Raw genomic sequence first — 15,432 nt, 5'->3', positions numbered from 1 at the left:
ACCTACGTATTACCGCGGCTGCTGGCACGTAGTTAGCCGTGGCTTTCTGGTCAGGTACCGTCAAGGCACCGTCAGTTAAACGGCACTTGTTCTTCCCTGATAACAGAGTTTTACGACCCGAAGGCCTTCGTCACTCACGCGGCGTTGCTCCGTCAGACTTTCGTCCATTGCGGAAGATTCCCTACTGCTGCCTCCCGTAGGAGTCTGGGCCGTGTCTCAGTCCCAGTGTGGCCGATCACCCTCTCAGGTCGGCTACGCATCGTCGCCTTGGTAGGCCGTTACCCCACCAACTAGCTAATGCGCCGCGGGCCCATCTGTAAGTGACAGCATAACCGTCTTTCAACCTCTCCCCATGCGGGAAAAGAAGTTATCCGGTATTAGCCCCGGTTTCCCGGAGTTATCCCAGTCTTACAGGCAGGTTGCCCACGTGTTACTCACCCGTCCGCCGCTGAATCCAAGGAGCAAGCTCCTCTTCATCCGCTCGACTTGCATGTATTAGGCACGCCGCCAGCGTTCGTCCTGAGCCAGGATCAAACTCTCATTAAAGTTTGTTTAGCTCAAAAAGCTGGCAATGGTTCAAAACCATTGTTACATCAAAATTATTGACGTTTCGTTTCGTTCAGTTTTCAAAGAACAAACTTGTTCGCCGCTCTCTTGGGCGACTTTTCTATTATACCGCACTCACCTCGGATTGTCAATAACTTTTTTAGTTATTTTTAATCTCGTTTGAGGCGACTTTTATATATTACCATCGGACCGACAATCCGTCAACGTCTTTTTTAAAATTAATTTTCAAGATGTTTAACTTCTCTATCGGACAGGTAATAATATATCATAGCATTTTAGAAGACGCAATACCTTTTTATAAAATAATTTTATCTTTTCATCTTCTGTACAATCAGCACATAAATATAATAGCAAACATCTATACATTTTGGAAGGTGATTATTATTTTAACTGGTATTGCTCTCACTATTTCTTTCATAATGGCTCTTTATCTTTTTTCCTATTCGTATATTGAAGCGATTCGGATCAGCAACTCAGATGATAAAGTTGAAGCAGGGACTTTCATTTTCATGTCCTGTATGGCGTTTGTTTTTTCCGGCTTTACGTATGTATTCATGTAAGAGATCAGTTTTTGTCCTCACTAATAAATAGAGAAGACACCCAAAATGATAATCAAACCGCCTGCTATTTGCAGAAAGAAGACTTTTTCTCCAAGTTGGTTTTCAGTGTTTCCATGTACATCTTTCCTTTATATAGGGGTTCCTTGATTATATAGTATAATAAAGTAAGCCAAGGATTAATTTTCATTTCCAAATCAATAGAAGACAGGAGAGATGATAATGGAAATGATTGATATGGAATTGCTGATAAAACTGTGTATATCTGCGGCTCTTGGATTAGTGATCGGGCTCGAAAGAGAATTAAAAAGAAAGCCACTAGGTTTGAAAACCAGTCTTGTCATCTCGATCATAAGCTGTCTTTTAACGATTGTCTCTATTGAATCGGCCTATCTTTTTCCAGGCAGCGATGAGGTCAGAATTCAAATGGATCCACTCCGTCTCGCCGCACAAATCGTTTCAGGCATCGGTTTTCTGGGTGCCGGTGTCATATTAAGACGAGGGAATGACCATATTTCAGGGCTGACGACTGCCGCCATGATCTGGGGAGCCGCCGGGATCGGGATAGCAGTGGGCGCCAGCTTTTATATTGAAGCCTTTGCTGGTGTTGTGCTGCTCATTATCAGTGTGGAATTGATCCCTTATGCTTTGACAAAAATAGGTCCGAGAAAACTTTTGAAAAGAGATCTCCTCATTAAGATTACAGTAAATAAAAGGGAAAGTGTTGAGCATGTCCTTTTAAATTTAAAAAAAGAGAAAATCCATATCACCCACATGCGTATAAAAGACTTGAGGGAACAATCCGCTCATTTATTGGAGTTAAAAACACGAGTCAGCGCAAAACGTTCGGTAACAAATATCTATTATACGATCTCCCATATGGATAATGTTCACGAAATCGAGATAATTAGCTAAAGATTTCTCTTGCACTTTTTATAAAAGTTTATATAATAGAGAATGTACTCAATTTCAACGGGGCATTAGCTCAGCCGGGAGAGCGCTTGCATGGCATGCAAGAGGTCAGCGGTTCGATCCCGCTATGCTCCATCTAATATAACCCCTGCATCTTCTGAAGATGCAGGGGTTTTTGATGTCATCAAATACAATATTTCGTATGAACTTCATTTTAAAAACTCATACTATCCTCCGAAAGGAGATTGAGTCATGGAAGAGCAAAATTTTACAGAAGCTGCACTAAAGGAATACAAAAATGGCATCGGTGTCTTCACCAAGAAAATGCCTAAAATAGCCGAAGCCTATAACCAATTCACGCAGGCATGCTTTGAGGAAGGGACGCTGTCTCAAAAAGAAAAGCAAATGATTGCACTTGGAATCAGCATCTATGCCCAGAACGAATATTGTATCATTTACCATACGAAGGGATGCCTTGATCAAGGCTGCACTGAAGAAGAGATATTGGAAACGATCGGCGTGACCGCCGCCTTCGGGGGCGGCGCTGCGATGAGCCAGTCTGTAACGCTCGTGCAACAGTCAATAGAAGAATTAAAAGGAACAACACATTAAGCACAACAAGCTGTCCCTGCAAAAGGACAGCTTGTTTTCGTAAGCGTTTATTTAAATGCCGCAGGATATACGGTTAAATCCACTCCCCACAGTACGGGAAGTATTAAGAATACAAATGCCACAATTAAAATCAATGTAAATACATTGACCCAAAATCCGGCCCTGATCATTTCGATGATCTTTAATTTTCCGGTCGCAAACATAATCGCATTCGGCGGGGTACCAACAGGAAGCATGAATGCGCAGTTGGCTGCCATAGCTGCTGGGACCATAAGCGCAAACGGATGAACATTGATTGCGAGAGCCAGCGAAGCCAAAACAGGCAAAATCATTGTAGCTGTTGCCGTATTGGAAGTGAATTCCGTCAAACCAAGCACCAAGGCCGTCGAAAGCAGGATGATCAAGATGAAGTGGACTCCTTGAAGGACTGTCAGCTGGGTTCCCATCCACTCGGCGAGACCTGTATCGATAAAGCCGCCGGCAATAGATAAGCCCCCTCCAAACAGCAACAATATTCCCCATGGGATATCTTTTGCACTGTCCCACTCAAGCAAGCGCCCTTTTCCTTTTTTGGCAGGGATCAAAAACAATATGACAGCGGCAAGGATAGCAATCAATGTATCAGAAAGCGTAGTGATGCCGATGACATTCTCCCAAAGGAATGTCCTTGTGATCCACATGAATGCCGCAAATAAAAATACGAGCAAAACCATTGTCTCTTCAAAGCTGATTTTTCCCAATGCTGTTTTTTCTTTTTCAATCAGTTGTTTCCCACCCGGCAATTCTTTCAATTTGACGGGAAAAGCAAACTTTGTAATATAAATCCAAGTTGCAATGATCATGATGATCACAACTGGGGTTGCGAAAGCCATCCAGCCTGCAAATGATATTTGGACACCGAAAAGCTTATTGACCGTTGCTGCCAAAATAATATTCGGCGGTGTTCCGATCAGCGTACCGAGCCCTCCGATTGTTCCAGAGTAGCCGATCGCCAAAATGATCGCTTTTTCGAAGTTGCGGTTATCTTCAGCATTTGCCTGGCTGCTCCCTTTCATGGCCACAGATGCCTGATAAACAATGGCAGTCCCAATCGGAATCATCATCATAACCGCCGCGGTATTGGAAACCCACATCGATAAAAATCCGGTTGCCACCATGAATCCCAAAACGATTCTTTGGACCTTTGTTCCTATAAGGGAAATGATTGTCAGCGCTATCCGTTTATGCAAATTCCATTTCTCCATGGCAATGGCAATGAAAAAGCCGCCCAAAAACAGAAAGACAATCGGGTCACCGTATGAAGCGGTTACATCAGAGCCAGCCATAGCGCCGGTCATTGGCAGCAAAATAATCGGAAGCAATGAAGCCGCCGGGATCGGAATGGCTTCGGTCACCCACCATGTCGCTACCCACAATGTGACAGCAAGAACTGATTTTCCCTCCGTGCTCAGTCCTTCAGGTACAAAAAACAATTGTGTCAATATGAATAATAAAGGTCCTAATATCAATCCGACTTTTTGAGAAGTTTTATAAGAACTAGGGCCTTTTCCGTCCCTTTTCTGTTGATCGGCCCTATCATTTTGTTCTGATTTATTTTTATATTTATCTGCAGCTTTTTTCCCGGGCATTGCAAACATCAACAAATCTTTCGTTCGCTGATGCGATTTCCACAGAGCTTCCCATGCAGAAAGCACATGTGATCTTTCCATCGTCACCGTCTCCTCCTTTTAAATTAATAGAAAAGCGTTTTCATTAAATCCAGGATAATATAGCATGCCGTCCCCCTATTAATGAAGCCTGTTAAATTAATTTAAAAGTTTTGTAAGTAAAGAAAGCAAAGCGAGCGGTGATCAAATATACTGATTGACCACCTCCACATGTTCTTTGCTCAGGCAATACTTCTTAGCAGGACGCCCCTTTGTTCCATAGTCTACCCTTTTATCCAAAAATTGAATCTCAGACAAAAAGCTTAAATATTTGCTCATGGAAACCCTTGATATTCCCACTTCCATGGCGAGTTCTTCCGTAGAGAAAGAACGATCCTTCTTTTCCATGATCTTTTTGGTTACCTTTTCCAAAGTCTCCTTTGTCAACCCTTTTGGAATGTCAGCCGAACCGTGAGGGTTCCCTTCCCGTTTGAATAACTGGTCAATTTCATCCTGCAGCAGCCGTTGTTTCCGCTCATGCAACAATTGTTTATTTTTCTCATATTTTCTTAGCGAATCCTGAAATCGCTCAAATTCAAACGGCTTGATTAAATAATCAAAGACTCCGAGATGGAGGGCCGACTGAATCGTTTCAATATCGCTGGCAGCAGAAATGATGATAACATCTATCTCTTTTCTTTTCTCCCTTATTCGGGACAGGAGTTCCAATCCCAGTTCACCGGGCAGATAAATATCCAGCAATAGAAGGTCGGCTTTGATGCCTTCCAGCATTTTCAACGCATCGTCTACATTCGCAGCAACGCCGGCGCATGTAAATCCGGGGACAGCTTCCAAATACCGTTTATTGATTTCAGCGACCATTGGGTCGTCTTCCACAATTAATACCTTGATCAAGTTCATTCATCCTTTTCTCTATATGGGAATTTCACTGTAAATGAAGTTCCTGCTTTTTCTTCAGTTTCAAAAGTAATGGTCTCGCCCAGCGCCCGGACACTTTGCCGTACATTAGATAAGCCGAATCCATTATAGGGGCCTTTGGTGGACTTCGCTTTTTGAAAAATATTGTCCCTTATTTCTTGATGAATTCCCTTCCCATTATCTTTTACCGTCATTGTGCAAGCCAAACCATCATAATCAATAGTGACGGAAACATGCTTTTCAGTATTTTCCTTTACGGCATCAAATGCGTTCTCTATTAAATTGCCCAAAATTGTAATCATATGGTGGGTCGTATTTGGATCGGCGGAAACCGGCAAGGGAATATTAGATGAAAAGGTAAGCTTCACCAGATTTTCGCGGGCGTAGCTTCTTTTGCTCAGTAAAAAGCCCGCGATGACCGGGTCCTTTACAATATTGGACACCGATCCGGTTTCTGATTGGTAAAGCCTGGTTTGTTTCCGCAAATATTTTTCCAGCCCGTCATATTCCTTGATGTGCACCATTCCGGTAATTACATGCAGGATATTCATGAATTCATGGGTTTGGGCGCGCAGTGCATCTGCATACGTGCGCACCCCGGTGAGCTGCTCCGCCAGTGCCTTCATCTCGGATTTATCCCGAAATGTGGAGATGGCACCTACAATCTGTCCGTTTACTTTTACCGGCACCCTGTTAACGAGTATGGGCAGTCCGTTAATATCGCTTTCCTGATCGTACTCGGGCTTGGCGGATTGTAAAATTCTTATTAACCGGCTGACCGGCAAATACTCATCAACCTTTTTCCCTACCGGATCAGGCGGGAGGCCCGCTTTTTGAAAAATCCTTAATGCCTCCGCATTGGCCACAACAATGGTGTGCTCTGGATTGACAGCAATGATTCCTTCCCGGACCGATTCAAGCATGGCGTTTCTTTCTTCAAGCAAATTGGCAATTTTGTAAGGTTCAAGCCCAAATAAAATGCGATTGATCCTTCTTGCCAAAAAAACAGCACCAATAACACCGAGCAAAATTCCGACACCCATTCCGGCATAAATGATATTCCGGCTTTTATTTACAGCTTCCTTTACGTTTTTAAGGGAAATCCCCACCGAAACAGCTCCGATTTGCTTCCCTTCATCATTATAAACAGGGTGGAAAGCACGGAGGGATGGACCGAGTGTCCCTTCAGCAATGGATGTATACCGCTTTCCTTTCAAGGCATGAATTTCATCACCACCAACGAACGGCTTGCCGATCAATTCGGAATTCGGATGGGTCTTCCTCTTTCCTTCCATATCCATGACCACGATAAAAAGCATGTTCGTATCCTGCCTTATTTTCCTTGTGAAAGCCTGCATTTCTTTGGGATCTCCGTTTTCTTCCAGCGATTTCTTTATTAATGGAACTGCACTGACTGTCTGCGCAATTCCCATCGCCTTTTCCGCCTGATGCTTTTCAATATTGTCAGCGGTGGCATTTGCCAGAAGAATGCCTGTTGCAGTGAGCGCAGCGATGACGACGGTGACAACAAAAATGATAATAACGGTTTGAAGTGAGATATATTTTTTGCCGAAGTTCATGATTTTCCCCGCTTTTTCAGTAAAATTAAAAAGCACAACCGTTATGCAGTTAACCAGCTGCAAAAGGGAGTTAGCTCAAATAATGGGTGTTTTCGCACGATAAGTTCATTTTTCACATAATTAATTTGAAATTCAACAATGATGCTTAGTATGGTGCGGCAGGAATATCCATATATAAAGAAGGAAAATATTTTACCTATAAAAAATTATGTCTCATCTGATTAGTGACCACTTTTCGTTGGCGAACCTAAAAACGGGCACCTTCATGCCCGTTTAGTGACCGTTTTCAATTGTTGAACCCAAAAGCAGGCATCCATTAGGTAGAATGCCTGACTTTTCTTTTGGCTTGTCCTCTTTTGTTCACCAGATATCCAGCCAGCAGAATGAATGCGGTGATTCCGCCGGTAACGGTATAAGCCTCCAACTGATTGGATATATCGGTTACACCTTGGATGTATTCGTCCCTCAAGATCATTTCTCCGGCCGTCCAAGCCAGAATTCCCGATCCGATATAGGCAATCCAACCAAACCTTTCCATTGCTTTTACGATAAAAACCGATCCGTATATCATAACCGGGATACTGATGGCCACACCAAGGGCAACCATTAAAATGTGTCCGTTCGCCGCTCCCGCAACTGCCACCACATTATCCAGGCTCATGACCACATCTGCAAGAATGATTGTTCCAACTGCTTTTATAAAGCTGTTATGTGCAGAAACAGACGTCGCATCTTCTCCGCCGACAAGCACTTTGAAAGCAATCCAGAGAAGTAGAGTCCCACCGACAAGATCAACAAAAGGAACCTTCAACAGCCAGACAATGATAACCGCAAATATGATTCTTAGACTTACAGCCCCTGCGGTTCCCCAAACAATCGCCTTGTTGCGTATCTCCCTGGGCAAGTTTCTTGTCGCCATCGCAATGACAACAGCATTGTCGCCTGAAAGAATGATATCAATCGCGATAATCTTCAACAGTGCGATGATCGCTGTCGACGAAATAGTGATTGCAGCTATCCCCATATAGCTTCCTTCTTTCCATAAGATACTTAATTATAGCATAGGTTTCAGCTTGGACTTAAATCTAACATTAATGGTCGTATATCCTTTTCTTCCTATCCATAAACTATCATCTGTAGCATAACATTTGGAAAGCGAGGAATTGACATGGGTATCTTAAGCGGAAATCCCAAGAATGAACCGATGCATTATGGGGAGGTTTTTGCGATTTGGATTGCATACTCCGGCTGCAAAACAATGGCAGCGGAGTATCAAACACTTTTCAATCATGCGGGGACGGAGACTTACAAGAATTGTTGAAAGAAACCATTGAATTATCCGAGAGCGACAGCAGAGAATTAGAGGTTTACTTAAAAGAAAGTGGCGTCTATCTTCCTCCTTCACCTGCGGAGCGGTCAAAAGCTGATCTGGAAGACATTCCCGCGGGCGCTAAATTCTACGATCAGGAAATCGGGGCAAAACTGTCACTTGATACAGCTGCAGGTTTGGCTGCTTGCAGCCAGGCGATGGGGATGGCCATCCGGGAAGACATCGCCATGATGTTTGGCCAGATGCATGTAAAAAAGCACAGTTGGGTTTAAAAGCTTTAAGACTGAATAAGGAAAAAGGGTGGCTGATCCCTCCTCCATTACATTTAGCGGTACCAGAGAAGGATTGATTATCCTATTAGGCAAGGCCACACGCCCTTGTCTTTTTATATTTTAGTGAGAAAATGTTTGTTTAAAATAGTTAGTTTGGCCAATCAACTCTCCCCATTTGTCATATCTATAAACTAAAGGCCAATTATACTTAGGAGGGATAAAATTGTTGCATGAAGAGCAGTTGAAAGAAATGCTTGATGAACCATGCAGTTGCTCCACGAACTTTTCCGAAGGATACCACCCTTGGTGTGATTTATGTTTTTTAAGTGAGGTCAAAGAAAGCTTTTACTGCCCTGAACACGAGGTTGAATCTCATGATGGCTATTATGAGGATGATGAGTCATCGGAAAACGAGGCACACACAGGCGAAAGGCGGCCGCATGATTGTTACTGCTGCGCATGCGCGCTCCTTCAAGACTTTTCCGAGAATACACCCGTAGAAATATCTACTCGTAAAGTTAAAAATGTCCCCTTATATTTTAAATCAATCGATCCCGAAGAGTTTCGTGTTTCGTTCCTGGATCCTGCCAGTAAAAGAATTGTTTCGACGGATTGCCGTAATATTACGAGTATCCGATATAATAAATATGAATAGAATAAGCGACTTCCGAAGGGACCAAAGCCTTTTTTTTAAACAAGGTTATATCCCTTCGATTTTCTTTATAAAATGTTAGTTTTGAAAATCTTTAAACTCCCTATTCCTGGTCTCCTTTGAGAAAGACAAAAGTCTTTTTCAAAAACAAGGCTATTCCCCAATTATTCCTTTATCATTTCAATAACCTCTCATAAACAACACTCATTATTTCAAAACAATTGTAAGAAAGGAAAGATGATATATGAGGTCTGATGAACTTTCGGGCAAAAAAGATAAGTTATGCGGAAATGATGCGATATTTGAAAGAACATACGCATCCCAAAAAGTGCTCCATAACCTTGAACATAACATGAATAGTAACGTCCTTGTAAATAAAATCGTTTGCTCCAAGCAAGTGCATATCGTTGCCGAAACCATCATTTCTTTATCTTCATTGGGAATCACCCTTCCACCTGGGGCAACAACCATTCCTCCCATTACCGTGACACCGGATCTTTCCGGTATTGTTCAAAACAGCATCATTTTAAAGGATGAAGTCATAACGACCGGGTATGTGCCGGCAACAATCACTGTCGAAGGACTGCCAACCACTGTTACAGCCAACCTGCCATTTCAACAGCACATTCCATGCCCTGGTGCCTGCCCTGAAGACATTTTGTCAGTGGCGTCGCTGGAAGTCGTAGGCATTATCATCCAGCCGGTTCCGTCCGTCGTTTTCGAAAGGTCTGCATTATTTATAGTCATCTTGCGTACGAGGATTACCGTGACTAGGCCGACGATAGGTAAACCGGATCAAAAAAGTTTCTCCTATTTGAACGACGTTGCCCACCAACGTACAGAAAAAATACCGCACATGGTACCATTTACACCCTTTGGTCCACAATGTACAGCACCTGATGTGGCGGATGATGTTCTTGTAAATAAAATCGTATGTTCAAGACCAGTTCGCATCACAGCCGAAAGCTCTTTAATTGTCTTCACCTCCCCTGAATTGTTGCCTTTACCAATTACATTAACACCGGACCTTGAGGGAATTGTACTGAACAGTACGATTTTAAAGGACGCAGTAGTAACCGCCGGATATGTGCCAGTATCTGTTACTGTAGGTATATTAACTACCGTAACACTTGATCTGCCCTTTCAACAGCTCACACCTTGTCCAGGTGCCTGCCCCGTGGATATTTTGACAGCGGCACCGGCAGAAATTGAAGCTATTATCATTCAGCCAATTCCAATAGGTGCTCCCGACGGAGTAGTAGAACTATCCATAATGTTTAAAGTCATCCTGCGTACGAAGATTACTGTTACCAGACCAATGATAGGTAAACTAAACCAGAAAAGCTCATCGTGTTTAAAAGGTGTTTGCCCGCACCATCCTGAAGTAGAACCCCGCAGGGTACAATTTCCTTTGATAGGCGCAGAAAATGCAACATTGACGACAGAATCCGATATAGAAAACCTGAAATGGACAATTCCCTATGAAAGGACAAGAGCCTTTTTTTAAAACCATGGTAATTGTCCAACCATTTCCATTATAGTATCAATACAATATAACGTAATCAGCCAACAATAGATTAAAAGCAGGTCGTTAGTCTATGAATTTTGGCTGACTCTAAAATCAAAAGAAAGGATGGAAAATATATGAGGTTTGATGATTTTTGGTGCAGAGATGATGACTTTGAATTTGCACCATGCGACAGATGCGGATCAACCGAATCACCTTGCAGATGCAACAGAAGACCGCGCCAGCCTGATCACGAAGTTCTCGTAAATAAGGTCGTTTGCTCAAAGCAAGTCCAAAAAGTAGCCGAAGCAATTATCCCTTTGACAGCATTGGGAATCACACTTCCACCCGGAGGAACTCTTCCTCTTATTACTTTGACACCGAACCTTGCCGGTATTGTTCAAAACAGTACGATTTTAAGAGACGAAGTAGTAAACACCGGATATGTACCAGCGACTATTACTGTAGCCGGAATTGCAACGCCCGTTTCAGTAAGCCTGCCGTTCCAACAGCATACTCCATGCCCAGGCGCCTGCCCGGAAGACACTTTAACAGAAGCGCCGCTGGAAGTTGAAAGTATTATTATTCAGCCGATTCCATTGGCAGTTGTAGCAGGTACAGTAGGAGTAGCTTCCGCTTTATTCAAGGTAATCCTGCGCACGACTATTACAGTAACTAGACCTGTGGTAGGTAAACTGAATCAAAAAGATTTATCAAACTTATGCGATGTGAATCATCATCGATGCGAAGCTGGTGCTCCCCGTACGATTCAATTCCCATTGACAGGTGCTGCACCAGGTCCAACACCCCCTCCAGCTGCGGCTTCAGGACCAACAGAAACAGAATAACCACTTGCAAGCGGACGTTTAGGTCCGCTTTTTTGAATTTTTAACCTTGAAGTAAGGCTTCAAGGTTTTTTACGAGATCCCGGCCTTTGGAAATGTACTTATCGTCTAGTGAACCGTCCGGATCTTCCGGTTCCGCAAATTGATTGAAGGAAGCCGTCATATTTCCTGAATTGGGTCCATCGTCAAGCCCTCCTTGATATACGTGGTTCAGTACGAACGGCTTGCCTAGTTCAACAACTGCTCCTCTTTTATCCAACTGCCCGTCCACAGCCGTAAAAGGAATGCGTAAAAATTGATAGCCTTCATCGTTTGCCATTTTATAATCGAAAAAGCCTTTGTCATAATCCCAATTTCCACCGATTGTATAGCCGCGCGGTTTCAACAGCTGCTCAAGCTTATGTAAATAAAAGCGCCTGCCTTCAATAGAGGATTCAATTCGAATCATTGTTTTCACTCCCAGGGTGTATTCAATATTATTGTTCCTCAGAAGGAAGGGGATATACTAAAAACTGCCGATACAAAAGTATCGGCAGTTACTTCTACTTATACCCATCCCCTGAAGCGGGACGCTTCAGCGACGTTACGCAGTCCGAGCATATAGGCGGCCAGGCGCATATTGACTCTTCGGCTTTGGGCCAGGTTATAGACATTATTAAACGATTCAACCAGCTTTTCCCTCAGTCTCTCATTAACTTCCTCTTCCGTCCAGTAATAGCCCTGGTTGTTCTGAACCCATTCGAAATAGGAAACTGTAACCCCGCCGGCGCTTGCAAGGACATCCGGAACAAGGAGAATGCCGCGCTCGGTCAAAATTTTTGTTGCTTCCTCTGTCGTCGGGCCATTGGCAGCCTCGACAACGATGGATGCCTTGATATTCGGGGCATTTTCCCCGGTAATCTGGTTGGCTACTGCTGCTGGAACGATGATATCACAATCAATTTCGAATAATTCTTTATTCGAAATTGTATTTTCAAATAAAGTGGTTACCGTACCGAAGCTGTCTCTCCGGTCAAGCAGGTAATCAATATCCAATCCGTCGGGATCGTGCAACGCGCCGTAAGCATCGGAGATGCCGACAATTTTTGCTCCGGCATCGTAAAGGAACTTAGAGAGGAAGCTTCCCGCATTACCGAAGCCTTGAATGACGATTCTTGCATCTTTTAGATCAATGCCGCGTTTCTTTGCAGCTTCTTCAATACAAATAGTTACACCTTGGGCAGTTGCTTTTTCCCTGCCTTGAGATCCGCCAAGGACAATCGGCTTTCCTGTAATAAAGCCGGGAGAATCATTTTCACGGAGACGGCTGTACTCATCCATCATCCAAGCCATAATTTGGGAGTTTGTATATACATCCGGTGCCGGAATGTCTTTTGTAGGACCGACAATCTGGCTGATTGCCCGAACATATTCACGGCTGAGGCGTTCAATTTCACCCATTGACATTGTGCGCGGGTCACAAATGATGCCGCCTTTTCCGCCGCCATATGGGAGATTCACTATTCCGCATTTGATGGTCATCCATAAAGACATTGCCTTTACTTCTTCCTCTGTCACTTCGGGATGATAGCGGACTCCACCTTTTGTGGGACCGACTGCATCATTGTGCTGCGCACGGAAACCGGTAAAAACTTTGACTGACCCGTCATCCATTTTCACTGGTATTCTGACAGTTAGCATACGAATCGGCTCTTTCAGCAGTTCATACATTTCCTCGCCAAATCCAAGCTTGTGAAGGCTTTCTTTTATAACCTCTTGTGTTGATGTAAATAAGTTCAGATTTTCTGCCATCGTTTTTTCTCGCCTCTTTGTTTTGTAATCAACTATCATTATAGCACTAGGATAGAACTTTTTTAATACGTTCGAGCGCCCAATCGACTTCTTCCTGGGTTATGACAAGCGGGGGTGCAAACCGAATGACATTCTCATGGGTTTCCTTGCATAAAAGACCTTCGTCTTTCAGCGACTCGCAATATTTTCGGGCCCCCTCATGCAACTCCACTCCGATAAACAATCCTCTCCCTCTTATTTCTTTAATTATTGGATTATCAATCTCTTTTAATTTTGACACAAAATAGTCACCAAGTTCAAGTGAATGGTCAGAAAGGCTTTCATTTTCAATCACTTCGAGTGCGGCAACCGACACCGCACACGCCAGTGGATTGCCTCCAAACGTCGATCCATGTGAGCCGGGATTAAAAACACCAAGTATATTTTCGTTGGCACATACGCACGAGATCGGAAATACCCCTCCTCCAAGCGCTTTTCCCAAAATATACATGTCGGGTTCGACGCCTTCCCAGTCACAGGCAAACATTTTTCCCGATCTGCCGAGGCCGGCCTGTATTTCATCCGCTATAAACAGGACATTGTTTTCTTTACAAACGTCATAGGCGGCTTTTAAAAATCCTTCCGGCGGGATCACTACCCCTGCTTCACCTTGGATTGGCTCGATTAAAAATGCTGCGGTATTCGGCGTAATGGCTTTCTTCAAAGCTTCCAAATCTCCATATGGGACCAGCTTGATCCCAGGCAGAAGAGGCCCAAACCCCCGTTTGTATTCTTCTTCCGAAGAAAGCGAGACGGCTGTCATCGTCCTTCCATGGAAATTACCTTCACAAGCGATGATCTCCGCTTGGTTGTCAGGTATCCCTTTGACATCATAGGCCCAGCGGCGTGCTGCTTTAAAAGCAGTTTCCACTGCTTCGGCACCCGTGTTCATAGGGAGAGCCATTTCCTTATTGGTCAGCCCTGTGATTTTTTCATACCATGGTCCCAACTGATCGTTATGGAAGGCCCTTGACGTCAAAGTGATCTTGTCTGCCTGATCCTTCAATGCCTGGATGATTTTGGGGTGGCGATGCCCTTGGTTGACTGCCGAATACGCACTCAGCATATCCATATAGCGATTTCCCTCCGGATCACGGACCCAAACGCCCTCCGCTTCGGAAATGACAATCGGCAGAGGATGATAGTTTCGTGCTCCGTATTTTTCAGTCTGCTCAATGATTTGATCTGTTCTCAACAATGGACTCAACCTCCTGAATATATAAGAATAGCGTTTTTTTGTTTCCCTCTTTTGAAAAATTCGTAAACGGTTCGTGCCTGTAGGGAATCATCTTGTTTCCCTTATCATTATTTCATTAGGGTGCCTAATAGACAAAGATATAAACGCGGTTTAAAGTTTGAACTCTTGCATATATAAGGATGAAGAATGTCACAGTATTTTTCAAGTGATTTTGATCACCAATTTTCAAAATTTCAAAATGTATTTTAATTAAAGTGGGAGCTGCATTTCATATGGCCTAAAAGCACCAAAAAAAGCCGAATTCCATTTCGGAACTCAGCTTCGCTTGGAGAATATTATTTTTTAATCAAATCATCCCGTTCAGATTTTTTAATCCATTCTTGAAGCTTGTCTTTTAATGTATTAAATCCTTCACGGTCTACTTCATCAAGCTTTACACTGCCCTGCCTGCGCGCCCGCGGCTTCTTTGCTGCCTCTGCAGGAGGTTCCTCTTGCAAAACTCTGATGGAAAGGCTGATTTTCCCTTCCTCTTCATTAACCTGAAGCACTTTCACTTTCACTTCTTCTCCTACAGAAAGCACTTCGTTGATGTCTTTGACAAACCCATGTTTAATCTCTGAAATATGGACAAGGCCCTGGGTTTCCTCGTCAAGCGCTACGAACGCACCGTAAGGTTGGATGCCTGTCACCTTTCCGGTCAGCACGTCGCCTTGTTTATATTTTGCAGTCATGAAAACACTCCCAATATATATTTAATTTTCTCCTATGAACGCAATAGAAAATACTAACATAAAACGTGAAAAAAATCAAAAATGGACTATACCATCTGCTTTCCCAAAATCGGACATGCTAAACTTTAAAAAAACATGATATTATGTGTTTAAAATAGCTGTACAGCGGCAATACTTTATACTGTAGGACATTCCAATATTCCCCCTTTTTATGAATGGTCGTGGCTTTTTTGAGCCACGAATTTTTTCTTTTT

The 15,432-nt window shown here is 43.4% G+C and carries 13 protein-coding genes, 1 tRNA gene, 1 rRNA gene and 1 pseudogene; 7 read left to right on the top strand and 9 right to left on the bottom strand.

Annotated features, from left to right (window positions below; all coding sequences use genetic code 11):
* Positions 1-546, bottom strand: a 16S ribosomal RNA gene (locus FS666_RS11930); the annotation flags it as partial.
* Between the two features lie 800 nt (positions 547-1,346).
* Here FS666_RS11930 and FS666_RS11920 point away from each other — a divergent pair.
* From FS666_RS11920 to FS666_RS11910, 3 genes are all read left to right on the top strand, one after another.
* Entirely contained in the window at positions 1,347-2,039 is a 693-nt protein-coding gene (locus FS666_RS11920) for an MgtC/SapB family protein (RefSeq protein ID WP_144461541.1), read from the top strand.
* A 59-nt stretch (positions 2,040-2,098) separates the two neighbouring features.
* Positions 2,099-2,171 (top strand) — tRNA-Ala (locus FS666_RS11915).
* Positions 2,172-2,288: 117 nt separating this feature from the next.
* Positions 2,289-2,648 carry a carboxymuconolactone decarboxylase family protein gene (locus FS666_RS11910; RefSeq protein ID WP_120074822.1) on the top strand — a complete coding sequence of 120 codons (360 nt, stop codon included), beginning with the start codon at positions 2,289-2,291 and terminating at the stop codon, positions 2,646-2,648.
* Between the two features lie 47 nt (positions 2,649-2,695).
* Here FS666_RS11910 and FS666_RS11905 read toward each other — a convergent pair whose 3' ends face one another.
* The 4 genes from FS666_RS11905 to FS666_RS11890 form a co-directional block, all read right to left on the bottom strand.
* On the bottom strand, positions 2,696-4,357 hold the full coding sequence (locus FS666_RS11905) for an SLC13 family permease (protein ID WP_120074824.1): 1,662 nt from the start codon (positions 4,355-4,357) through the stop codon (positions 2,696-2,698).
* Positions 4,358-4,498: 141 nt separating this feature from the next.
* Complete coding sequence (locus FS666_RS11900; protein ID WP_280524795.1) at positions 4,499-5,215, bottom strand: response regulator; 717 nt, start codon at positions 5,213-5,215, stop codon at positions 4,499-4,501.
* Positions 5,212-6,813, bottom strand: coding sequence for a DcuS/MalK family sensor histidine kinase (gene dcuS / locus FS666_RS11895; protein ID WP_144461539.1), 1,602 nt, complete (start codon positions 6,811-6,813; stop codon positions 5,212-5,214). Before dcuS ends, FS666_RS11900 begins: the two co-directional genes overlap by 4 nt.
* Before the next feature lie 316 nt (positions 6,814-7,129).
* Positions 7,130-7,837, bottom strand: coding sequence for a TerC family protein (locus tag FS666_RS11890; protein ID WP_120074830.1), 708 nt, complete (start codon positions 7,835-7,837; stop codon positions 7,130-7,132).
* A 144-nt stretch (positions 7,838-7,981) separates the two neighbouring features.
* Between FS666_RS11890 and FS666_RS11885 the strand changes: the two are divergent.
* From FS666_RS11885 to FS666_RS11870, 4 genes and pseudogenes are all read left to right on the top strand, one after another.
* Positions 7,982-8,492: pseudogene (locus FS666_RS11885) on the top strand (DUF3231 family protein).
* Positions 8,493-8,638: 146 nt separating this feature from the next.
* The gene (locus FS666_RS11880) at positions 8,639-9,070 is read left to right on the top strand and encodes a hypothetical protein (protein ID WP_120074832.1); all 432 of its coding nucleotides are present in this window, start codon (positions 8,639-8,641) and stop codon (positions 9,068-9,070) included.
* Positions 9,071-9,311: 241 nt separating this feature from the next.
* Entirely contained in the window at positions 9,312-10,574 is a 1,263-nt protein-coding gene (locus FS666_RS11875) for a hypothetical protein (RefSeq protein ID WP_120074834.1), read from the top strand.
* 137 nt (positions 10,575-10,711) lie between these two features.
* On the top strand, positions 10,712-11,422 hold the full coding sequence (locus FS666_RS11870) for a hypothetical protein (protein ID WP_120074836.1): 711 nt from the start codon (positions 10,712-10,714) through the stop codon (positions 11,420-11,422).
* A 40-nt stretch (positions 11,423-11,462) separates the two neighbouring features.
* On the opposite strand, the gene FS666_RS11865 is transcribed toward FS666_RS11870, so the two are convergent.
* The 4 genes from FS666_RS11865 to yugI form a co-directional block, all read right to left on the bottom strand.
* Positions 11,463-11,867, bottom strand: coding sequence for a YugN-like family protein (locus tag FS666_RS11865; RefSeq protein ID WP_144461537.1), 405 nt, complete (start codon positions 11,865-11,867; stop codon positions 11,463-11,465).
* Between the two features lie 98 nt (positions 11,868-11,965).
* Positions 11,966-13,210, bottom strand: a complete 1,245-nt coding sequence (locus tag FS666_RS11860; RefSeq protein ID WP_144461535.1) for a Glu/Leu/Phe/Val family dehydrogenase — start codon at positions 13,208-13,210, stop codon at positions 11,966-11,968.
* A 46-nt stretch (positions 13,211-13,256) separates the two neighbouring features.
* Entirely contained in the window at positions 13,257-14,447 is a 1,191-nt protein-coding gene (locus FS666_RS11855; protein WP_280524794.1) for an ornithine--oxo-acid transaminase, read from the bottom strand.
* A gap of 335 nt (positions 14,448-14,782) precedes the next feature.
* Positions 14,783-15,178: a S1 domain-containing post-transcriptional regulator GSP13 gene (gene yugI / locus FS666_RS11850; RefSeq protein WP_144461531.1), complete on the bottom strand. Its 396-nt coding sequence runs from the start codon at positions 15,176-15,178 to the stop codon at positions 14,783-14,785.
* Between the last annotated feature and the right edge of the window lie 254 nt (positions 15,179-15,432).

It is taken from the genome of Siminovitchia fortis, from assembly GCF_007681465.1.
Taxonomy (GTDB): Bacteria; Bacillota; Bacilli; order Bacillales; family Bacillaceae_C; genus Siminovitchia; species Siminovitchia fortis.
The sequence above is the reverse complement of the archived record's forward strand: the minus strand, read 5'-3'. Positions and strand labels throughout refer to the sequence as shown.